This window comes from Arthrobacter sp. SLBN-112, assembly GCF_030944625.1.
GTDB lineage: Bacteria > Actinomycetota > Actinomycetes > Actinomycetales > Micrococcaceae > Arthrobacter.
The window spans coordinates 3,995,835-4,008,614 of record NZ_JAUSXY010000001.1 but is presented as its reverse complement, the minus strand read 5'-3'; the positions used below and the strand labels follow the sequence as shown (position 1 = coordinate 4,008,614).

14 protein-coding genes and 1 pseudogene are annotated in these 12,780 nt (G+C 66.7%); 10 read left to right on the top strand and 5 right to left on the bottom strand.

Annotated features, from left to right (window positions below):
* Positions 1–2: 2 nt before the first annotated feature.
* From QF050_RS18570 to QF050_RS18535, 8 genes are all read left to right on the top strand, one after another.
* Positions 3–491: a hypothetical protein gene (locus QF050_RS18570; RefSeq protein ID WP_308931743.1), complete on the top strand. Its 489-nt coding sequence runs from the start codon at positions 3–5 to the stop codon at positions 489–491.
* Entirely contained in the window at positions 488–1,714 is a 1,227-nt protein-coding gene (locus QF050_RS18565) for an Nramp family divalent metal transporter (RefSeq protein ID WP_308931742.1), read from the top strand. Before QF050_RS18570 ends, QF050_RS18565 begins: the two co-directional genes overlap by 4 nt.
* Entirely contained in the window at positions 1,711–2,121 is a 411-nt protein-coding gene (locus QF050_RS18560; protein WP_308931741.1) for a hypothetical protein, read from the top strand. The genes QF050_RS18565 and QF050_RS18560 overlap by 4 nt, the downstream gene beginning before the upstream one ends.
* Positions 2,108–2,455, top strand: coding sequence for a PRC-barrel domain-containing protein (locus QF050_RS18555; RefSeq protein WP_308931740.1), 348 nt, complete (start codon positions 2,108–2,110; stop codon positions 2,453–2,455). The genes QF050_RS18560 and QF050_RS18555 overlap by 14 nt, the downstream gene beginning before the upstream one ends.
* 191 nt (positions 2,456–2,646) lie before the next feature.
* On the top strand, positions 2,647–2,850 hold the full coding sequence (locus QF050_RS18550) for a cold-shock protein (protein ID WP_009372930.1): 204 nt from the start codon (positions 2,647–2,649) through the stop codon (positions 2,848–2,850).
* 296 nt (positions 2,851–3,146) lie between these two features.
* Complete coding sequence (locus QF050_RS18545) at positions 3,147–3,323, top strand: hypothetical protein (protein ID WP_308931739.1); 177 nt, start codon at positions 3,147–3,149, stop codon at positions 3,321–3,323.
* A gap of 288 nt (positions 3,324–3,611) precedes the next feature.
* Positions 3,612–4,562: a plastocyanin/azurin family copper-binding protein gene (locus QF050_RS18540; protein ID WP_308931738.1), complete on the top strand. Its 951-nt coding sequence runs from the start codon at positions 3,612–3,614 to the stop codon at positions 4,560–4,562.
* A gap of 174 nt (positions 4,563–4,736) precedes the next feature.
* Positions 4,737–5,561 (top strand): SDR family NAD(P)-dependent oxidoreductase, encoded by an 825-nt coding sequence (locus tag QF050_RS18535; protein WP_308931737.1) that lies wholly within the window; start codon positions 4,737–4,739, stop codon positions 5,559–5,561.
* Between the two features lie 136 nt (positions 5,562–5,697).
* Here the strand turns inward: QF050_RS18535 and QF050_RS18530 are convergent, their stop codons facing one another.
* From QF050_RS18530 to QF050_RS18515, 4 genes and pseudogenes are all read right to left on the bottom strand, one after another.
* On the bottom strand, positions 5,698–7,104 hold the full coding sequence (locus QF050_RS18530; RefSeq protein WP_308931736.1) for an alkaline phosphatase family protein: 1,407 nt from the start codon (positions 7,102–7,104) through the stop codon (positions 5,698–5,700).
* Positions 7,105–7,198: 94 nt separating this feature from the next.
* Positions 7,199–7,417 (bottom strand): annotated as a pseudogene (locus tag QF050_RS18525) (alkaline phosphatase family protein); the annotation flags it as partial.
* Between the two features lie 62 nt (positions 7,418–7,479).
* Complete coding sequence (locus QF050_RS18520) at positions 7,480–8,499, bottom strand: DUF6454 family protein (protein WP_308931735.1); 1,020 nt, start codon at positions 8,497–8,499, stop codon at positions 7,480–7,482.
* A 132-nt stretch (positions 8,500–8,631) separates the two neighbouring features.
* Positions 8,632–10,044 carry a PLP-dependent aminotransferase family protein gene (locus QF050_RS18515; protein WP_308931734.1) on the bottom strand — a complete coding sequence of 471 codons (1,413 nt, stop codon included), beginning with the start codon at positions 10,042–10,044 and terminating at the stop codon, positions 8,632–8,634.
* Here QF050_RS18515 and QF050_RS18510 point away from each other — a divergent pair.
* Both QF050_RS18510 and QF050_RS18505 read left to right on the top strand, forming a co-directional pair.
* Positions 10,043–10,972 carry a DMT family transporter gene (locus tag QF050_RS18510; RefSeq protein WP_308931733.1) on the top strand — a complete coding sequence of 310 codons (930 nt, stop codon included), beginning with the start codon at positions 10,043–10,045 and terminating at the stop codon, positions 10,970–10,972. The genes QF050_RS18515 and QF050_RS18510 overlap by 2 nt on opposite strands.
* Before the next feature lie 18 nt (positions 10,973–10,990).
* Positions 10,991–11,614: an FMN-binding negative transcriptional regulator gene (locus QF050_RS18505; protein ID WP_308931732.1), complete on the top strand. Its 624-nt coding sequence runs from the start codon at positions 10,991–10,993 to the stop codon at positions 11,612–11,614.
* A gap of 27 nt (positions 11,615–11,641) precedes the next feature.
* Here QF050_RS18505 and rlmC read toward each other — a convergent pair whose 3' ends face one another.
* The gene (gene rlmC / locus QF050_RS18500; RefSeq protein ID WP_308931731.1) at positions 11,642–12,769 is read right to left on the bottom strand and encodes a 23S rRNA (uracil(747)-C(5))-methyltransferase RlmC; all 1,128 of its coding nucleotides are present in this window, start codon (positions 12,767–12,769) and stop codon (positions 11,642–11,644) included.
* Positions 12,770–12,780: the final 11 nt, after the last annotated feature.

The following is a 12,780-nucleotide window of genomic DNA, read 5'->3' as shown; positions in this document are numbered from 1 at the left end:
CGGTGCCGTACCTGCCGGCTGCAGCCCCGCCCGCCAAACGTCCCCGCCGCCGCGGCCGGTCGCTGCTGCTGGCTTCGGCAGTCGCCGCGCTCACGGTCCTTACCGCCTGCAGTGGTGGCACCAGCCAATCGGTTTCCACTGTCGTGAAGGACAGCTCCTCGGCCGTCGCCACCGCCCGGATAGCCCTCCGGCAGGACATGGACGGCAAGCTGACGCAAGCCGCCACCGGCACCGTCCTCGACGATGAGCTCAAGGAAATACAGTCCGGCCGGAACACCGTGCTGACGCTGTCACCCACGGTGCAGGGGGACCGCGACACGCAAAAACAAGCACTCGACGTGCTGGACCAGTGCGCCGCCGGCTTTGCCGTGGCGCGCGCCGCGCTCGCAGCCAACGACGGCGGCACCCCCTCGCTCTCCGACGGTGACAAGGCGCTCGCCGGCGCGCAGGACGCCCTCAAGCAGCTCGAAGACAAGGTGGGGTCAAAGTGAAACGGCTGCTCGGCGTCGCGCTCGGGATCCTCACCGCCATCGGCGGGTTCGTGGACATCGGGGACCTGGTGACCAACGCCGTCGTCGGTTCACGCTTCGGCCTGTCCCTGGTGTGGGTGGTGGTCATCGGCGTCGTGGGGATCTGCCTGTTCGCCAATATGTCCGGCCGGGTGGCCGCCGTGTCCGGCCGTGCCACGTTCGAGGTGATCCGCGAACGGCTGGGCGCACGGGCAGGGCTCGCCAACCTCGCAGCATCGTTCCTGATCAACCTGATGACCGTGACTGCGGAAATCGGGGGCATTGCCCTGTCCCTGCAACTGGCCAGCAGCGTCAACTACCTGCTGTGGATTCCCGTGGCGGCGGTAGCGGTGTGGCTGGTGATCTGGCGCGTCCGGTTCTCCATCATGGAAAACGTCACCGGCCTGCTGGGGCTGACGCTGGTCATCTTCACCGTGGCAGTGTTTCTGCTCAAACCGGACTGGGGGTCGCTCGCCGGGCAGCTGGCGCCCGTCGTGCCGGAGCAGGAAACAGTGTGGACGTACAGCTACTACGCGATCGCACTGTTCGGGGCTGCCATGACACCTTACGAGGTCTTCTTCTTTTCCTCCGGCGCCGTGGAGGAAAAGTGGAGCGTGAAGGATTTGGCACAATCAAGGATCAACGTCCTGGTGGGCTTTCCCTTGGGCGGAGTGCTGTCCGTATCCATCGCAGTGTGCGCCGCCATCGTCCTCCTACCGGCAGGCGTCTCGGTGACCTCGCTGTCCCAGGTGGTCCTGCCCGTGGCCGAGGGCGCCGGCAAGGTGGGCCTGGCGCTCGTCCTGGTGGGCATCGTGGCAGCCACGTTCGGCGCTGCCCTGGAAACCACGCTGTCCAGCGGCTACACGCTTGCGCAGTTCTTCGGCTGGTCCTGGGGCAAATTCCGCCGGCCCGCCGAGGCGGCCCGCTTCCACCTGGCCATGATTGTGTGCCTGCTGGTGGGCATCGCGGTCCTGGCCACAGGCGTGGACCCCGTGCTGGTGACCGAGTACTCGGTGGTGTTTTCGGCGATCGCCCTGCCCTTGACCTACCTGCCCATCCTCATCGTGGCCAACGATCCCGAGTACATGCACGAGCACGTCAATGGACGGGTCGTCAACGTGCTCGGCATGGTCTTCCTGGTGATTATCCTGGTGGCTTCGCTCGCCGCCATACCCCTCATGATCGTGACAGGAGCCGGCTCATGACGTCCGCACCCGCCCCGCTGCCCCCGGCCCCGCACGTGGCCGGCCGGATCCTGGATGCCCAGCTGCACCTAATGGACCGCCAGGTTTTGGACCACGACGGCGTCCCGGTCACCACCGTGGATGACCTCGAGGTGAGCGGGCTCGCCTTGGACGAGGAGATTACGCCGGGGACGCCGGCGCCTGTCATCACCGCCCTGCTGACCGGATCGGTGCTTGGGACGCGCATCTTTGGCGGCAGGCCGCCGTCGTCCCGGCTGATCCGCATCCCGTGGAAGGACGTGGCGGAGGTGGGGGTAGTGGTCCGGCTTGGCGTCAAGGGAGAGCCGCTGGACCCCAGTTGGGTGGAGCGGTGGGTCCGGGACAAGATTATTGCGCGAATCCCGGGAGGGCGCCATGATCCTCGGTGACCTGCTGGGCACCCCGGTCTTTGATGCCGACGGCGGACGGCTGGGCCGTGTGGCGGACGCCCGGTTCGTGCTGGATGGCACCCCGCACCAGCTGATGGCGGAGCCGCGGCTGCTGGGGCTGGTCGTGGGCCCGCACAGCGCGTCCTCTTTCATGGGCTACGAGCGGAACGGCCTCACCCGGCCCCGCATGATTGCCCGGATCCTCCGGTGGCGGCACCGCGGCTCCTTCCTGGTGCTGTGGGAAGACATCGCAATGGTTGGGGCGCACTCCGTGCGGCTCCGGCCCGCGTACACCCGCTACAGTCCGGCATTGGATGACGGCGTACGGGAGTAGCCCCGGGTTAATTAGGTGTGGGCGCAATCTCCTGTAGTGTTGAGTCTGTTGTTGTGTTTATGCAGTTGGTAGTTCAGGCAGTACGCGCGGTCGGAAGTCCGTGTTCTTCTGAAGTAGCGGTTTTTGAACACCCCACACCGGAGGGCCCGAAAGTCGGGATTTTCCCTCCACCTTCACGAAGGACAAAAATAATGGCTACTGGTACCGTCAAATGGTTTAACGCTGAAAAGGGCTTCGGCTTCATCTCCCCGGACGACTCCTCGCAGGACGTTTTCGCGCACTACTCCGCGATCAACTCCAACGGCTTCCGCTCCCTCGAAGAGAACCAGAAGGTTTCCTTCGACACCGAGCAGGGCCCCAAGGGTCCCCAGGCCACCAACATCCAGGCTCTCTAATTTCTTAGGGTTCCGGGACCGTTAGGTTTCCAAGCAGGGCTTGCCGTCACCGGCAAGCCCTGCTTTTTGTTAACCCGGGTGTGCGGGTTCCCGGTACGTCGAAGCGTTCCGCCGCGGTGGCTGCTGCGGCGCCGGCGAGCTGGAGCGTGGTGGTGAACTCATTGCTGGCTCCTCGTGGCCTGCGCCCGTGCGCGCGGGAACATGCCGCGTTACGGTGTTGGCCTGCGAAGCGACCTTTTACGGTGCGATGTACGTGAACAGCGTGAAGTGCGCCAGGACCAGCAGCCGCCACGGCGATGACTCCGCGCACGGCAAGGGCCGCGCGCAGCGACGGCGTCGATTCACGCCCGGACTCGATCGCGGCCGGCAGCAGATCCATGTCCCTGTTGGACCCCCGCATCGCCATGGCTGCCGGACTGCCGCGACTTACTTCCGCGGCGCTGGGAACGCTGATCCGGCGGCCCAAGGTTTGACTCCTCGACAAAGTTCGGTTGAAGGAGCAATCTAAAAGGTGCGAGCCTCTGCCGCGTGGCAAGCCATGGCGGCGGCCGTTGGACAACAAGTTTTCAACCTCTGCGACACCAGTTGGGGTGGTGCATGTCCGGTGTGTTTGCACGCCGGAACCGGTGCCCGAGCTCCCCAGCCCGGGCGTCCGGCACCCTATTACTCCGAAATCAGTGGCCTGTTTGGCCTGTGCGTTGAGTTGAGCCGGCCACCGCTGCATCGGCCTCCGGCCGAATACCGTTCAAGAGAGCGTTGTCATGAAGCAAAACCGGGGAACCACAAGATTAAGCAAACTCGCATTTATCGTCGCTTTCGCTGTTGCGCTGCTGGCCTCGATGGCCGCCGCCGGTCCGGCATCGGCCGGCGGCTGGGGCCATCGGACCTGGCAGGTACAAGTCGGCTCTGAGTCCCGCGACCAGGAAATCCAGGGAATGTCGTTCCTGCCCGCGGAGATCTTTATCAATGAGCACGACACCATCAGCTGGGAAGCAAACGCCGCGGAGATCCACACGGTGACATTCCTGGCGGCCGGCCAGTCGCTGCAACCCTTCAATCCGTTTAACGCCGACGAGCTGCTAAAGCGCGGAGGGGACAGCTACGACGGGCACTCGTATTACAACTCCGGCCTCCTTTCGAACGTGGAGGTGCCGGGCTTCCCCGTCACCACAAGCTACAGCCTGACGTTCCCGCGGGAAGGCGACTTCATCTACTACTGCCTGGTCCACGGCGAGATGATGAAGGGCATGGTCCACGTCCGCGAGCAGGGCACGGACTACCCCTACAGCCAGGCCGACTACAACAAGGCATCACGGGCGCAGGCACGTGCCATCCTCCGGGACGGGCACCAGCTCGACGCCTCGCTGGCCGAACAAGCCACCAACCATAAGGTCCTGGCCGGCGGTGACGACGGCGTTGCGATGGTCATGCGCTTCGTCCGCCCCAGCGTGACGGTGCATGTCGGCGAAACGGTGGTGTTCGCCAATACCGGCATGGGTGCACCCCATACGGTCACCTTCGGCACCGAACCGGCGAATGTCTTCGCTCCGTCGGGCACGCCGTCGAACTTTACCGGCGGCGATCTCAACTCCGGCATCATTCCGCCGGGCGGGGAGTTCTCGGTGACCTTCAACACAACGGGAACCTTCAAGTACATCTGCGCACTCCATGACTACATGGGCATGGTGGGCCAGGTGAGGGTGGTCAACTGACACCAACCGCACCCATGGTCCGGCCGGAGCGGAGGCTCCGGCCGGACCATCGGCGTCTAAGCTGTCAGTGCAGTCCCATCACCTCCTGACCGGTGGGAACACCGGGCGCCCCGCCGTCGTTGTTTCCGATGGCGCCTCCTCCAGGTGCGCCGCCCGCCGATCGAAGGACACACCTTGACTCCTCGCACCATCGTGATCACCGGCGCCAGCGACGGCATCGGCGCGGCAGCCGCCAGGACGCTGGCCAAGGCAGGGGAGCGGGTGGTCGTCGTCGGCCGTTCTGCGGAGAAGACCCGCGCCCTGGCCGGTGAAATCGGCGCGGACTACCACCTGGCCGACTTCGCCGACCTGGCCCAGGTCCGCGCCCTGGCCGACACCCTGCGCTCCACATACCCGCAGATCGACGTCCTCGCCAACAACGCCGGCGGCATGATGGGCAAGCGCACGCTCACGGTGGACGGCAACGAACTGACGTTCCAGGTCAACCACCTGGCACCGTTCCTGCTCACTACCGCCCTAATGGACACGCTGACCGCCAGCAAGGCGAAGATCATCAACACCGCCAGCGCCGCGAACTTCTCCGGCAAGCTGGACCTGTTCGACCTCAAAGCCGAGCACGGGTACCGCACCTTCCGCGCCTACGGCACCGGCAAACTTGCCAACATCCTCTTCACCTCCGAGCTGCACCGCCGCTTCCACGAGCAGGGAATCACGACGGCGGCCTTCCACCCGGGCGTGGTCCGCACCAACTTCGCGGCGGACTCCAGCAGCCCCTTCCGGCACGCTTACAAGAGCGTAGCCAACCGGTTTATGCTCAGTCCGGACCAGGGTGCCGACACCATGCTTTGGCTCATCAACGGGACGCCCGGCACCGACTGGATTTCCGGCGCCTACTACGCCAAGCGCGCCCTGGCCAACGCCAACCGGCAGGCCTACGACGCTGACCTGGCGCGCGGGCTGTGGGAGAAGAGCGAAGAATTGGTCAAAACCTCCGCCTGAACCGCCGACGCCGGAATGCGCCACTTATCAGCGTCCTGGCAGGTGCCGGCCCCGTGAATACGGGTGCCTTGCCCTTGCACTGGCGCATAAGTGACGCATTTCCGGCGACGCGGACCTGCAAGACTTGCAGGACGGGTCAGTGGCCGGAGTCGTCCGATCCGCTGCCCGGGATGTTGCCGTTGTGGCTGATGGAGGCGACGGCGCCGGACTGTTCGTTCAGGAGGACCTTGTCGTTGCGCTCATGGTGGAAGTTGAACATCGCGTCCACCGATCCTGCTGTCGCGTCGGTTGAAGAGCCGCCGATCTGGCCGGTGTGCCAGTTGTCCTCAATGAACCGCAGGATGGAGGCCTGGTCCGTCTCGGTGTGATCGACGAAGTTCTTCTTCGCATACGGGGAGATGACCACCAGCGGCTGGCGGGGGCCGGGGCCGCAGCGGTCGGCGTAGCCCCCTGCCACGGGGACGCCGTTCGCTGCGGCATTCAGGCACCATGCGGCGTCGTCGGATCCGGTGGAGGCGTTCTTCGGCTGGGCGGCGACGTGGTCGTACCAGCCGTCGGAGTCGTCATACGCGAGTACAACGGCGGTGTTATCCCAGTTCTTGGACTGCTGGATCTGGTTGACAGTCCTGGTGATGAAGTTCTGCTCGTCCACGGGATCCGAGTATGCCGCGTGGCCGTCCTGGAACTCCGAGGCCTTCAGGAAGGACACGGCAGGCATGTTGTCGCTGTTCACCACCTTGCTGAAGTCGGCAAGGTCGTACTGGTGGTTGGCCTGGCCGTTGTGCCCGATTTCCGCGTCCGAGGCCGGCGGAAGGTGGTGCGGGTTGGCGGTGGAGGCGTAGTACTGGAATGGCTGGTGATGCGGGGAGTAGTCCACCACGGACGCGCCGGCGGCGTTGGTGTGGGCGGCCAGGCAGGATGCGGGAGTGCTGCCGTTCGCGGCGGTGGTGGGGGCGAAGCCGCCCTGGAACCAGCCCCAGGATGTTCCCTGCGCATTGAGCAGGTCGCCGATGTTCCTGCCGGTCATTCCGGCAAGGTTGTTAGCCTTGGCGTGGCTGCTGTTGGAGCAGTCGTCGTAGACCGGGTCGGGGTCGTTGATCACGGTGCCCACGCCGTTGGCGTCCGGCTGGCGGACGGTGCTGCTGCCTGTGGCCGGCGTGGCGACGGGGAGTCCGGCGGGGTCGTACTCCTTGACGCCGTGGGTCTGGCCCGAGACCAGGTTCAGCGCGCCCGGCGTGGAGGGGCCGAACACGGTGCTGAAGTGGTTGTCGCTCATGGCGTAGTTCTGGGCGTAGTTCCAGATGCCGGTGACGGTGTTCCCGTCGTAGTAGTCCATGGTCAGGCCGGGACGTCCGTACTGGTTGGTCCCGCACGCGTCGCGGCTGGTGAACTGGACGAACTTGTCCATCGCCCCGCCGTTGTAGGCGTTCTGTTCGGCTTTGTAGCCGTGGTCCTGGTCGCAGGTGACGGCCTGCATCGGGGAGAGCCGCGCGGGCTGGACCGAGTTGGGGGTTGTTCGGTGCCAGCAGTCCCGCAGTGGCAAGGGTGTTGATGTCCTTTGGGGTGTCCTCGGCGGCGGTGAACGTGGCCGCCGGGGCACCGGAGCCCTGCTGGGTTTCGCCCGCGGTGTTGGCCGCGTTGGGGTACGTTGCGAAGTAGTGGTCGAATGAGACGTTCTCCTGGAAGAGCACCACGACGTGCTTGATCGGCGTCGCGGTGTCGTCGTGCGTGCCGGCGGTGGCCGGGGCCGCGCCGAAGCCGACCAGCCCGGCCGTCAGTGCGGAGGCAGCCAAAGCAGCCGCACCGGTGGCAGCGGTAACGCTTTTCCTGGTGAATCTGGGTGCCGGATAAGGCATGGGGTATCCAATCGTTCCTGTGGGGTGCACCGCCGCGGCCTGCGGCAGGTGCGGGGGGAGTGCTACTTTGCGGGGGTGGCGTCGGCTTCGTAGGTGAGGATTTCGGTGCCGTTGCCTTCGTCGCCGTTGTCGGGGGCCACCGTCATGGTGAGGTGCCCGCCGTTGGCGGTCATTTTGAACGGGTTGCGGGTGGCCACGTGTCCGGCGGTGGACCACTGCTGGAACGGGACATCACGGGTCACCGCATGGGACTTCAGGTCGATCATCGCCATGCCGCCCAGTTCGTAGGTGGCTGCGGTCCCGCCGGCCTGCGGGGTTTGCGGGAGGTTGGTGACTCCGGCGCAGAGCATCCTGGCGTTGGGAACGTACTGGCAGTCCTGGTAGTCGATGAAGTAGTTCGGGTTCTCCCAGGTGGAGAGTTGCTTGCCCTGGAGGTCCCATTCTGCGAACCTCCGGGAGCCCCAGGTGTTCCCGACGAGGTGGCCGGTCTGCTTGTCCAGGACGATGCCGCCGAAGTGGTCCTTGACCTCGAACTGCTTATGGACGTCCAGGGTGTCCGCATCCACTTTGTAGATGATGGCGCTGCTGTCCGGCCGGTACTGGGCTACCGGCACCCAGACGTTGGTGCCGTCGAAATCGATCCCGCCGGGGTGGTACATGTCTCCCTCGCCGAGGATGATGTCCTTTTGCAGGTTGCCGGCCTTGTCCATGACGAACAGGTGGCCGATGCCCTTGCCCGGTGTGCGGTCGTAGCCGCCCTGCGGGGTGGGGTACTTGACCGTGGGTTCGAGGATTTGGACGGCGGAGAGGAAGATGTGGTCCTGGCTGTAGGCGATTCCCTCGGTGTGGTAGGTGGGGAAGTTCAGTTTCAGTTTGGACGTTTGGTGCCAGGCCGTGTTCCGGGTGACGGAGTCGAACGCGTCGGCCAAATCGGTGTTTGTTTCATGGTGTGTCGCGGAGGCGGGGCTGGTGCCCTTGTCCGGGCCGTCCGCTTGTGCGGCCGCTGTACCGGCGGCCGCACAGGCTGCAAGGATCAGGGACGCGGCCACGGTGAGGGCGCGTCGGGTGGGTTTGGAGCTCATGGGGCCTCTTAAGGTTGGGTCTCAACAGGAGCTCTCAAGTTACTAATGGGTAATGAACCGGGCATGGCGCACCGATGAACTGCCGTTGTCGCCGAACTGTCCGGTTGGCGCGTTGCCGCGCCGGGTCCCCCCCTAACCGGATTGCCTCGCCAGGGATTCGCCGATGACGCGTGCCCCTTGCGGATACGCGCCCGGGTTGGGGCCGGAATAGTTCAGTCGGATGAAGGCGCCCGCCGGCTCCGCCGGGAACCACTCCGTGCCGGCGGCGATGATCACTCCCGCATCTTCGCAGTCGCGCGCCAGCCGCGGGAGGTCCGTCCCGTCGGGCAGGCGCACCCACAGGTTCAACCCGCCGCGGGGCAGGTTGTCGATGTGGGCCAGTGGGACGTGTTCGCGGATGCTCGTGGCCAGCAGGTCCCGGCGCGACTGGAGTTGCTGGCGCAGGCTGCGCAGGTGTGTCTGCCACCCGGGCTGCGTGACCACATCCAGGGCGGCCGCCTGCAGGAACCCGCTGACGTACATGGATTCGGCGGCACGCTGGCCAAGGATGCGTTCCCGCGCCGGGCCGCGGGCAATGACCGCCGCGATGCGGATGGCGGTGGAGACGCTTTTGGTCAGGGACCGGATGTAGACCACGTGGCCGGAATCATCCCGGGTGGCCAGCGGCACGGGGTCGGAGGTGATGCCGAAATCGTGCGCCCAGTCGTCCTCCACCAGGAACGCGCCGTGCCGGCGGGCCACGTCCAGGATCTCGCCCGCCCGCCCCGCCGCCCACTGTGTGCCGGTGGGGTTGGCGTAGTTGGGCTGGATATAGAAGGCCCGGGCCCCGGTCTCGGCGAAGGCGCGGTCCACATCTGCGGGGTCGGGTCCGTCCGGCCCGGTGGGCACCGGCACCAGGCGCACCCCGGTTTGCGCGGCGGCCAGGATGGCACCCCAGTATGACGGTGATTCGATGAGCATCGGCTGCCCGGCCCCCACCAGTGCGCGGAAGATGGAGCTGAGTCCGCTCTGGCTTCCAGGCAGCACGATCACGTCATTCGGCGTGGGCGGCGTGATCCCTACCGGGGTTGCCTGCCCCAGCTCGCGGGCGAACCACTGCTGCAGTTCCGGCATGCCGGCGGCGGGCGGCCGGGACAGTGCGGCGTCGCCGCGGGCGGCCCGGGCCAGGGCGGCCCGCACCAGCCGTTCGGGAAGCAGTTCGCGGTCCGGGTATCCCGAATGCAACCAGATGGCATCATGGGGAACGTTGCGCATGGTGCTCGACGACGACGGCAGCGGCGAGTGCGGCGACCGCAGCGCTGCGGTTTGCCAGCCATAGTCGGACGGACGTGCCGTCCGGACCGCGCGCACGAACGTTCCGACGCCGGGCCGGCTTTCAATCAGTTCCTGCGCGGCGAGTGCCTGCAGGGCCTTCTGTACCGTCACGGGGCTGGCCTGGTGTTCGGCCACCAGGTGCCGGGTGGACGGCAGCCGCGCGCCCGGAGCCGCACTGCTGATCCACTGTCGGAGTGCCGCAGTGATGCGCGAACTGCTATCGTTGTTCATGAAAGAACATAGTAGCGCTACTGTCCTGGAGCGCCCAGCGATACCGCAGAAAATGTCCGTCGGAGTCTGGTGGGGACTCCTTGGCGTGGCAGCATTTTCCTTCACCGTACCTTTCACCCGTGTGGCCGTGGCCGGGATCCCGCCGCTGTTCATTGGCTCGGGCCGTGCCGTCGTCGCCGCAGTCCTTGCCGCCGCAGCGCTCGCGCTGACCCGGCAGCGGCTGCCCCGCCGCGGCACCTGGCTGCGACTTGCCCTCGTGGCCGGGGGCGTCGTCGCGGGCTTCCCGCTACTGACGTCCTACGCCCTCACCGCGGTGCCCGCCGGGCACGGCGCCGTGGTCATTGCCCTCCTTCCTGCTGCGACAGCCACAGTGGCCGTGCTGCGCACCGGCGAGCGCCCGGCCACCGCATTCTGGCTGGTCATGGCGCTTGGCTCACTGGCGGCGATCGCCTTCGCGTTCCTGCAATCCGGGGGAGTCGGGCACCTGCAGTGGGCAGATCTGCTGCTGCTCGGAGCCGTGGCCTGCGCCGCCGTCGGATACGCCGAAGGGGGACTGCTGGCCCGTGAACTGGGGTCGTGGCAAACCATCGCCTGGGCCCTGGTCCTCGCTGCCCCGGCCATGCTGGTCCTGGCCGTGGTCTCCGTCCTCAGTCAGCCGCCGTCGGCCACGCCTGTCCAGTGGGCGGCGTTCGGCTACCTGGCAGTGGTCAGCATGTTCCTGGGCTTCTTCGCCTGGTACCGCGGGCTGGCCATTGGTCCCATGGCCCAGGTCAGCCAGATCCAGCTGCTGCAACCGGTCCTCAGCATCGGCTGGGCGGCGCTGCTGCTACGGGAGGCGCTGACCTGGACCACCGTCCTGGGCGCCCTTGCCGTCATCCTTTGCGCCGCCGCGGCCGTCCGCGTCCGCCTCAACCGTCCAGCCCGCTAGCCTGAAAAAGGAGCACCCGTGTACATTCCCGTCCACTTCGCTGCCACCCCCGAAACAGTCCACAGTCTGCTGGCCACGCCCGGCGCCGCCAACCTCATCACCATGACGGATCAGGGCCTGCTGGCAACGCTGCTGCCCTTCGCCTTTAACCCGAGTGTGGGGGAGCGCGGTGCCCTGCAGGCGCACATGGCGCGGAACAACCCGCAGTGGTCCAGCATGCCAACCGGCGAAGCGCTGGCCATCATCCAGGGCCCCGACGACTACATCTCGCCCTCGTGGTACGCCGCCAAAGCCGAGCACGGCCGTGTGGTGCCCACCTGGAACTACGCCACGCTCCATGTTTACGGCGAGTTGGTGATCCATGACGACGCCGGCTGGCTGGCACGGCACGTCCGGCACCTGACCGGCCTGCATGAGGACAGCCGGGAGCTCCCCTGGGCCGTGGACGACGCCCCGGAGAAGTTCATTGCCGGGCAGCTGCGCGCGATTGTAGGCGTGGAACTGCTGGTCACCCGGATCGAGGCGAAGGAAAAGCTGAGCCAAAACCGTTCCGACGCCGACGCCGCCGGGGTGGCGGCAGGCCTGCGGGCCGGCGGCCGGGAAGCCGGGGCTGCCGCCGTCGAACGCGCCCGCAGGAACTGACCGCCAACGGCAGGACGGAGCAACCGGTCAGGCGGCCCGTTCCAGCAGCACCATCACCTCGTAATGCGTGGTCTGCGGGAACATGTCCAGCACCCGTGCCCGCCGCGCAGTGAAGGACGGAAGGGCCGCCAGGTCGCGGGCCAATGACTGTGCGTTGCAGCTGGAATACACCACGTGCCGCACGTCCGAGGCTTCCAGCCAGCCGCACAGCTTCTTGCCAATGCCGCGCCGGGGCGGGTTGACGATCACCAGGTCCGGCGACTGCTCTGCGGCAAGGGCAAACGCAGTGGCGTCGCCGGTCTGGAACGCCATGCCCTCCAGCCCTGCCTCCGCGCTGCTGAGCCGGGCGGAGGCGATCGCTTCGCCGCTGGTTTCTATGCCGGTGACCGTCCGGCCCGGGGCGGCGCTGTGCAGGGCGAACCCGCCCACGCCGCAGTAGAGGTCCCAGACGGAGGCAGGCGCGAGCTCGTTGACCCACTCGCGGCCCTGCCGGTACAGCGCCGCGGCCATCTCGGTGTTGGTCTGGAAGAAGCTTTGCGGGCGCAGGTGCAGGTTGACGTCGTTGACCCGCATGTTCAAGGTGGCCTGCCCGGTTAACAGGATCTCCCGGTCACCTTCAAGGACGGCCTTGTGCTCCGGGTGCAGGTTGACCGAGAGCACCTTCACCTGCGGCAGCGCGGCCAGCAGTTCCGGCAGATGCTTGCGGATGCGGGGCACCACCTGTTCGGAGCGCAGGACCAAGCGGAGCATGATCTCGCCGTCGGGGGATTCGGTGATGATGACGTGCTTGAGTTCGCCGGTGCGGCGTGGCACGTCGTAGGGCGTCAGGCGGATCCGGCGGATGAAGTTCGCCAGCACCGGGAAGCAGGCCAGCAGGCCGGGGGAGCAGACGCCGCACCGGCGCAGGTCCACGCCGTGGCCGTCGGCGTCGAGGATCCCGATGGTGGGGTTCTGTGCCGTTCCGCCGATCACCATCTTGGCCTTGTTGCGGAAGCCCGATTCCCGGCTCGCCACCGGGGGCAGCCATTCGAGCTTCGGATGTCCGGACAGGAGGCCCTGGCAGTGGCGTTGCTTGCCGGCCAGCTGTTCGCCGTAGGGCATGCCCATGTGGGTGCAGGAACGGCAGGTGCCGGCATCGAAGTAGGAGCAGTCCATGACCGGACAAG

Bases quoted from the DNA above. Each gene is read 5' to 3' on its own strand.
- QF050_RS18560 (WP_308931741.1), top strand. From the start codon at position 1,711: ATGACGTCCGCACCCGCCCCGCTGCCCCCGGCCCCGCACGTGGCCGGC.
- QF050_RS18555 (WP_308931740.1), top strand. From the start codon at position 2,108: ATGATCCTCGGTGACCTGCTGGGCACCCCGGTCTTTGATGCCGACGGC.
- QF050_RS18550 (WP_009372930.1), top strand. From the start codon at position 2,647: ATGGCTACTGGTACCGTCAAATGGTTTAACGCTGAAAAGGGCTTCGGC.
- QF050_RS18545 (WP_308931739.1), top strand. From the start codon at position 3,147: ATGACTCCGCGCACGGCAAGGGCCGCGCGCAGCGACGGCGTCGATTCA.
- QF050_RS18540 (WP_308931738.1), top strand. From the start codon at position 3,612: ATGAAGCAAAACCGGGGAACCACAAGATTAAGCAAACTCGCATTTATC.
- QF050_RS18520 (WP_308931735.1), bottom strand. From the start codon at position 8,499: ATGAGCTCCAAACCCACCCGACGCGCCCTCACCGTGGCCGCGTCCCTG.
- QF050_RS18510 (WP_308931733.1), top strand. From the start codon at position 10,043: ATGAAAGAACATAGTAGCGCTACTGTCCTGGAGCGCCCAGCGATACCG.
- QF050_RS18515 (WP_308931734.1), bottom strand. From the start codon at position 10,044: ATGAACAACGATAGCAGTTCGCGCATCACTGCGGCACTCCGACAGTGG.
- rlmC (WP_308931731.1), bottom strand. From the start codon at position 12,769: ATGGACTGCTCCTACTTCGATGCCGGCACCTGCCGTTCCTGCACCCAC.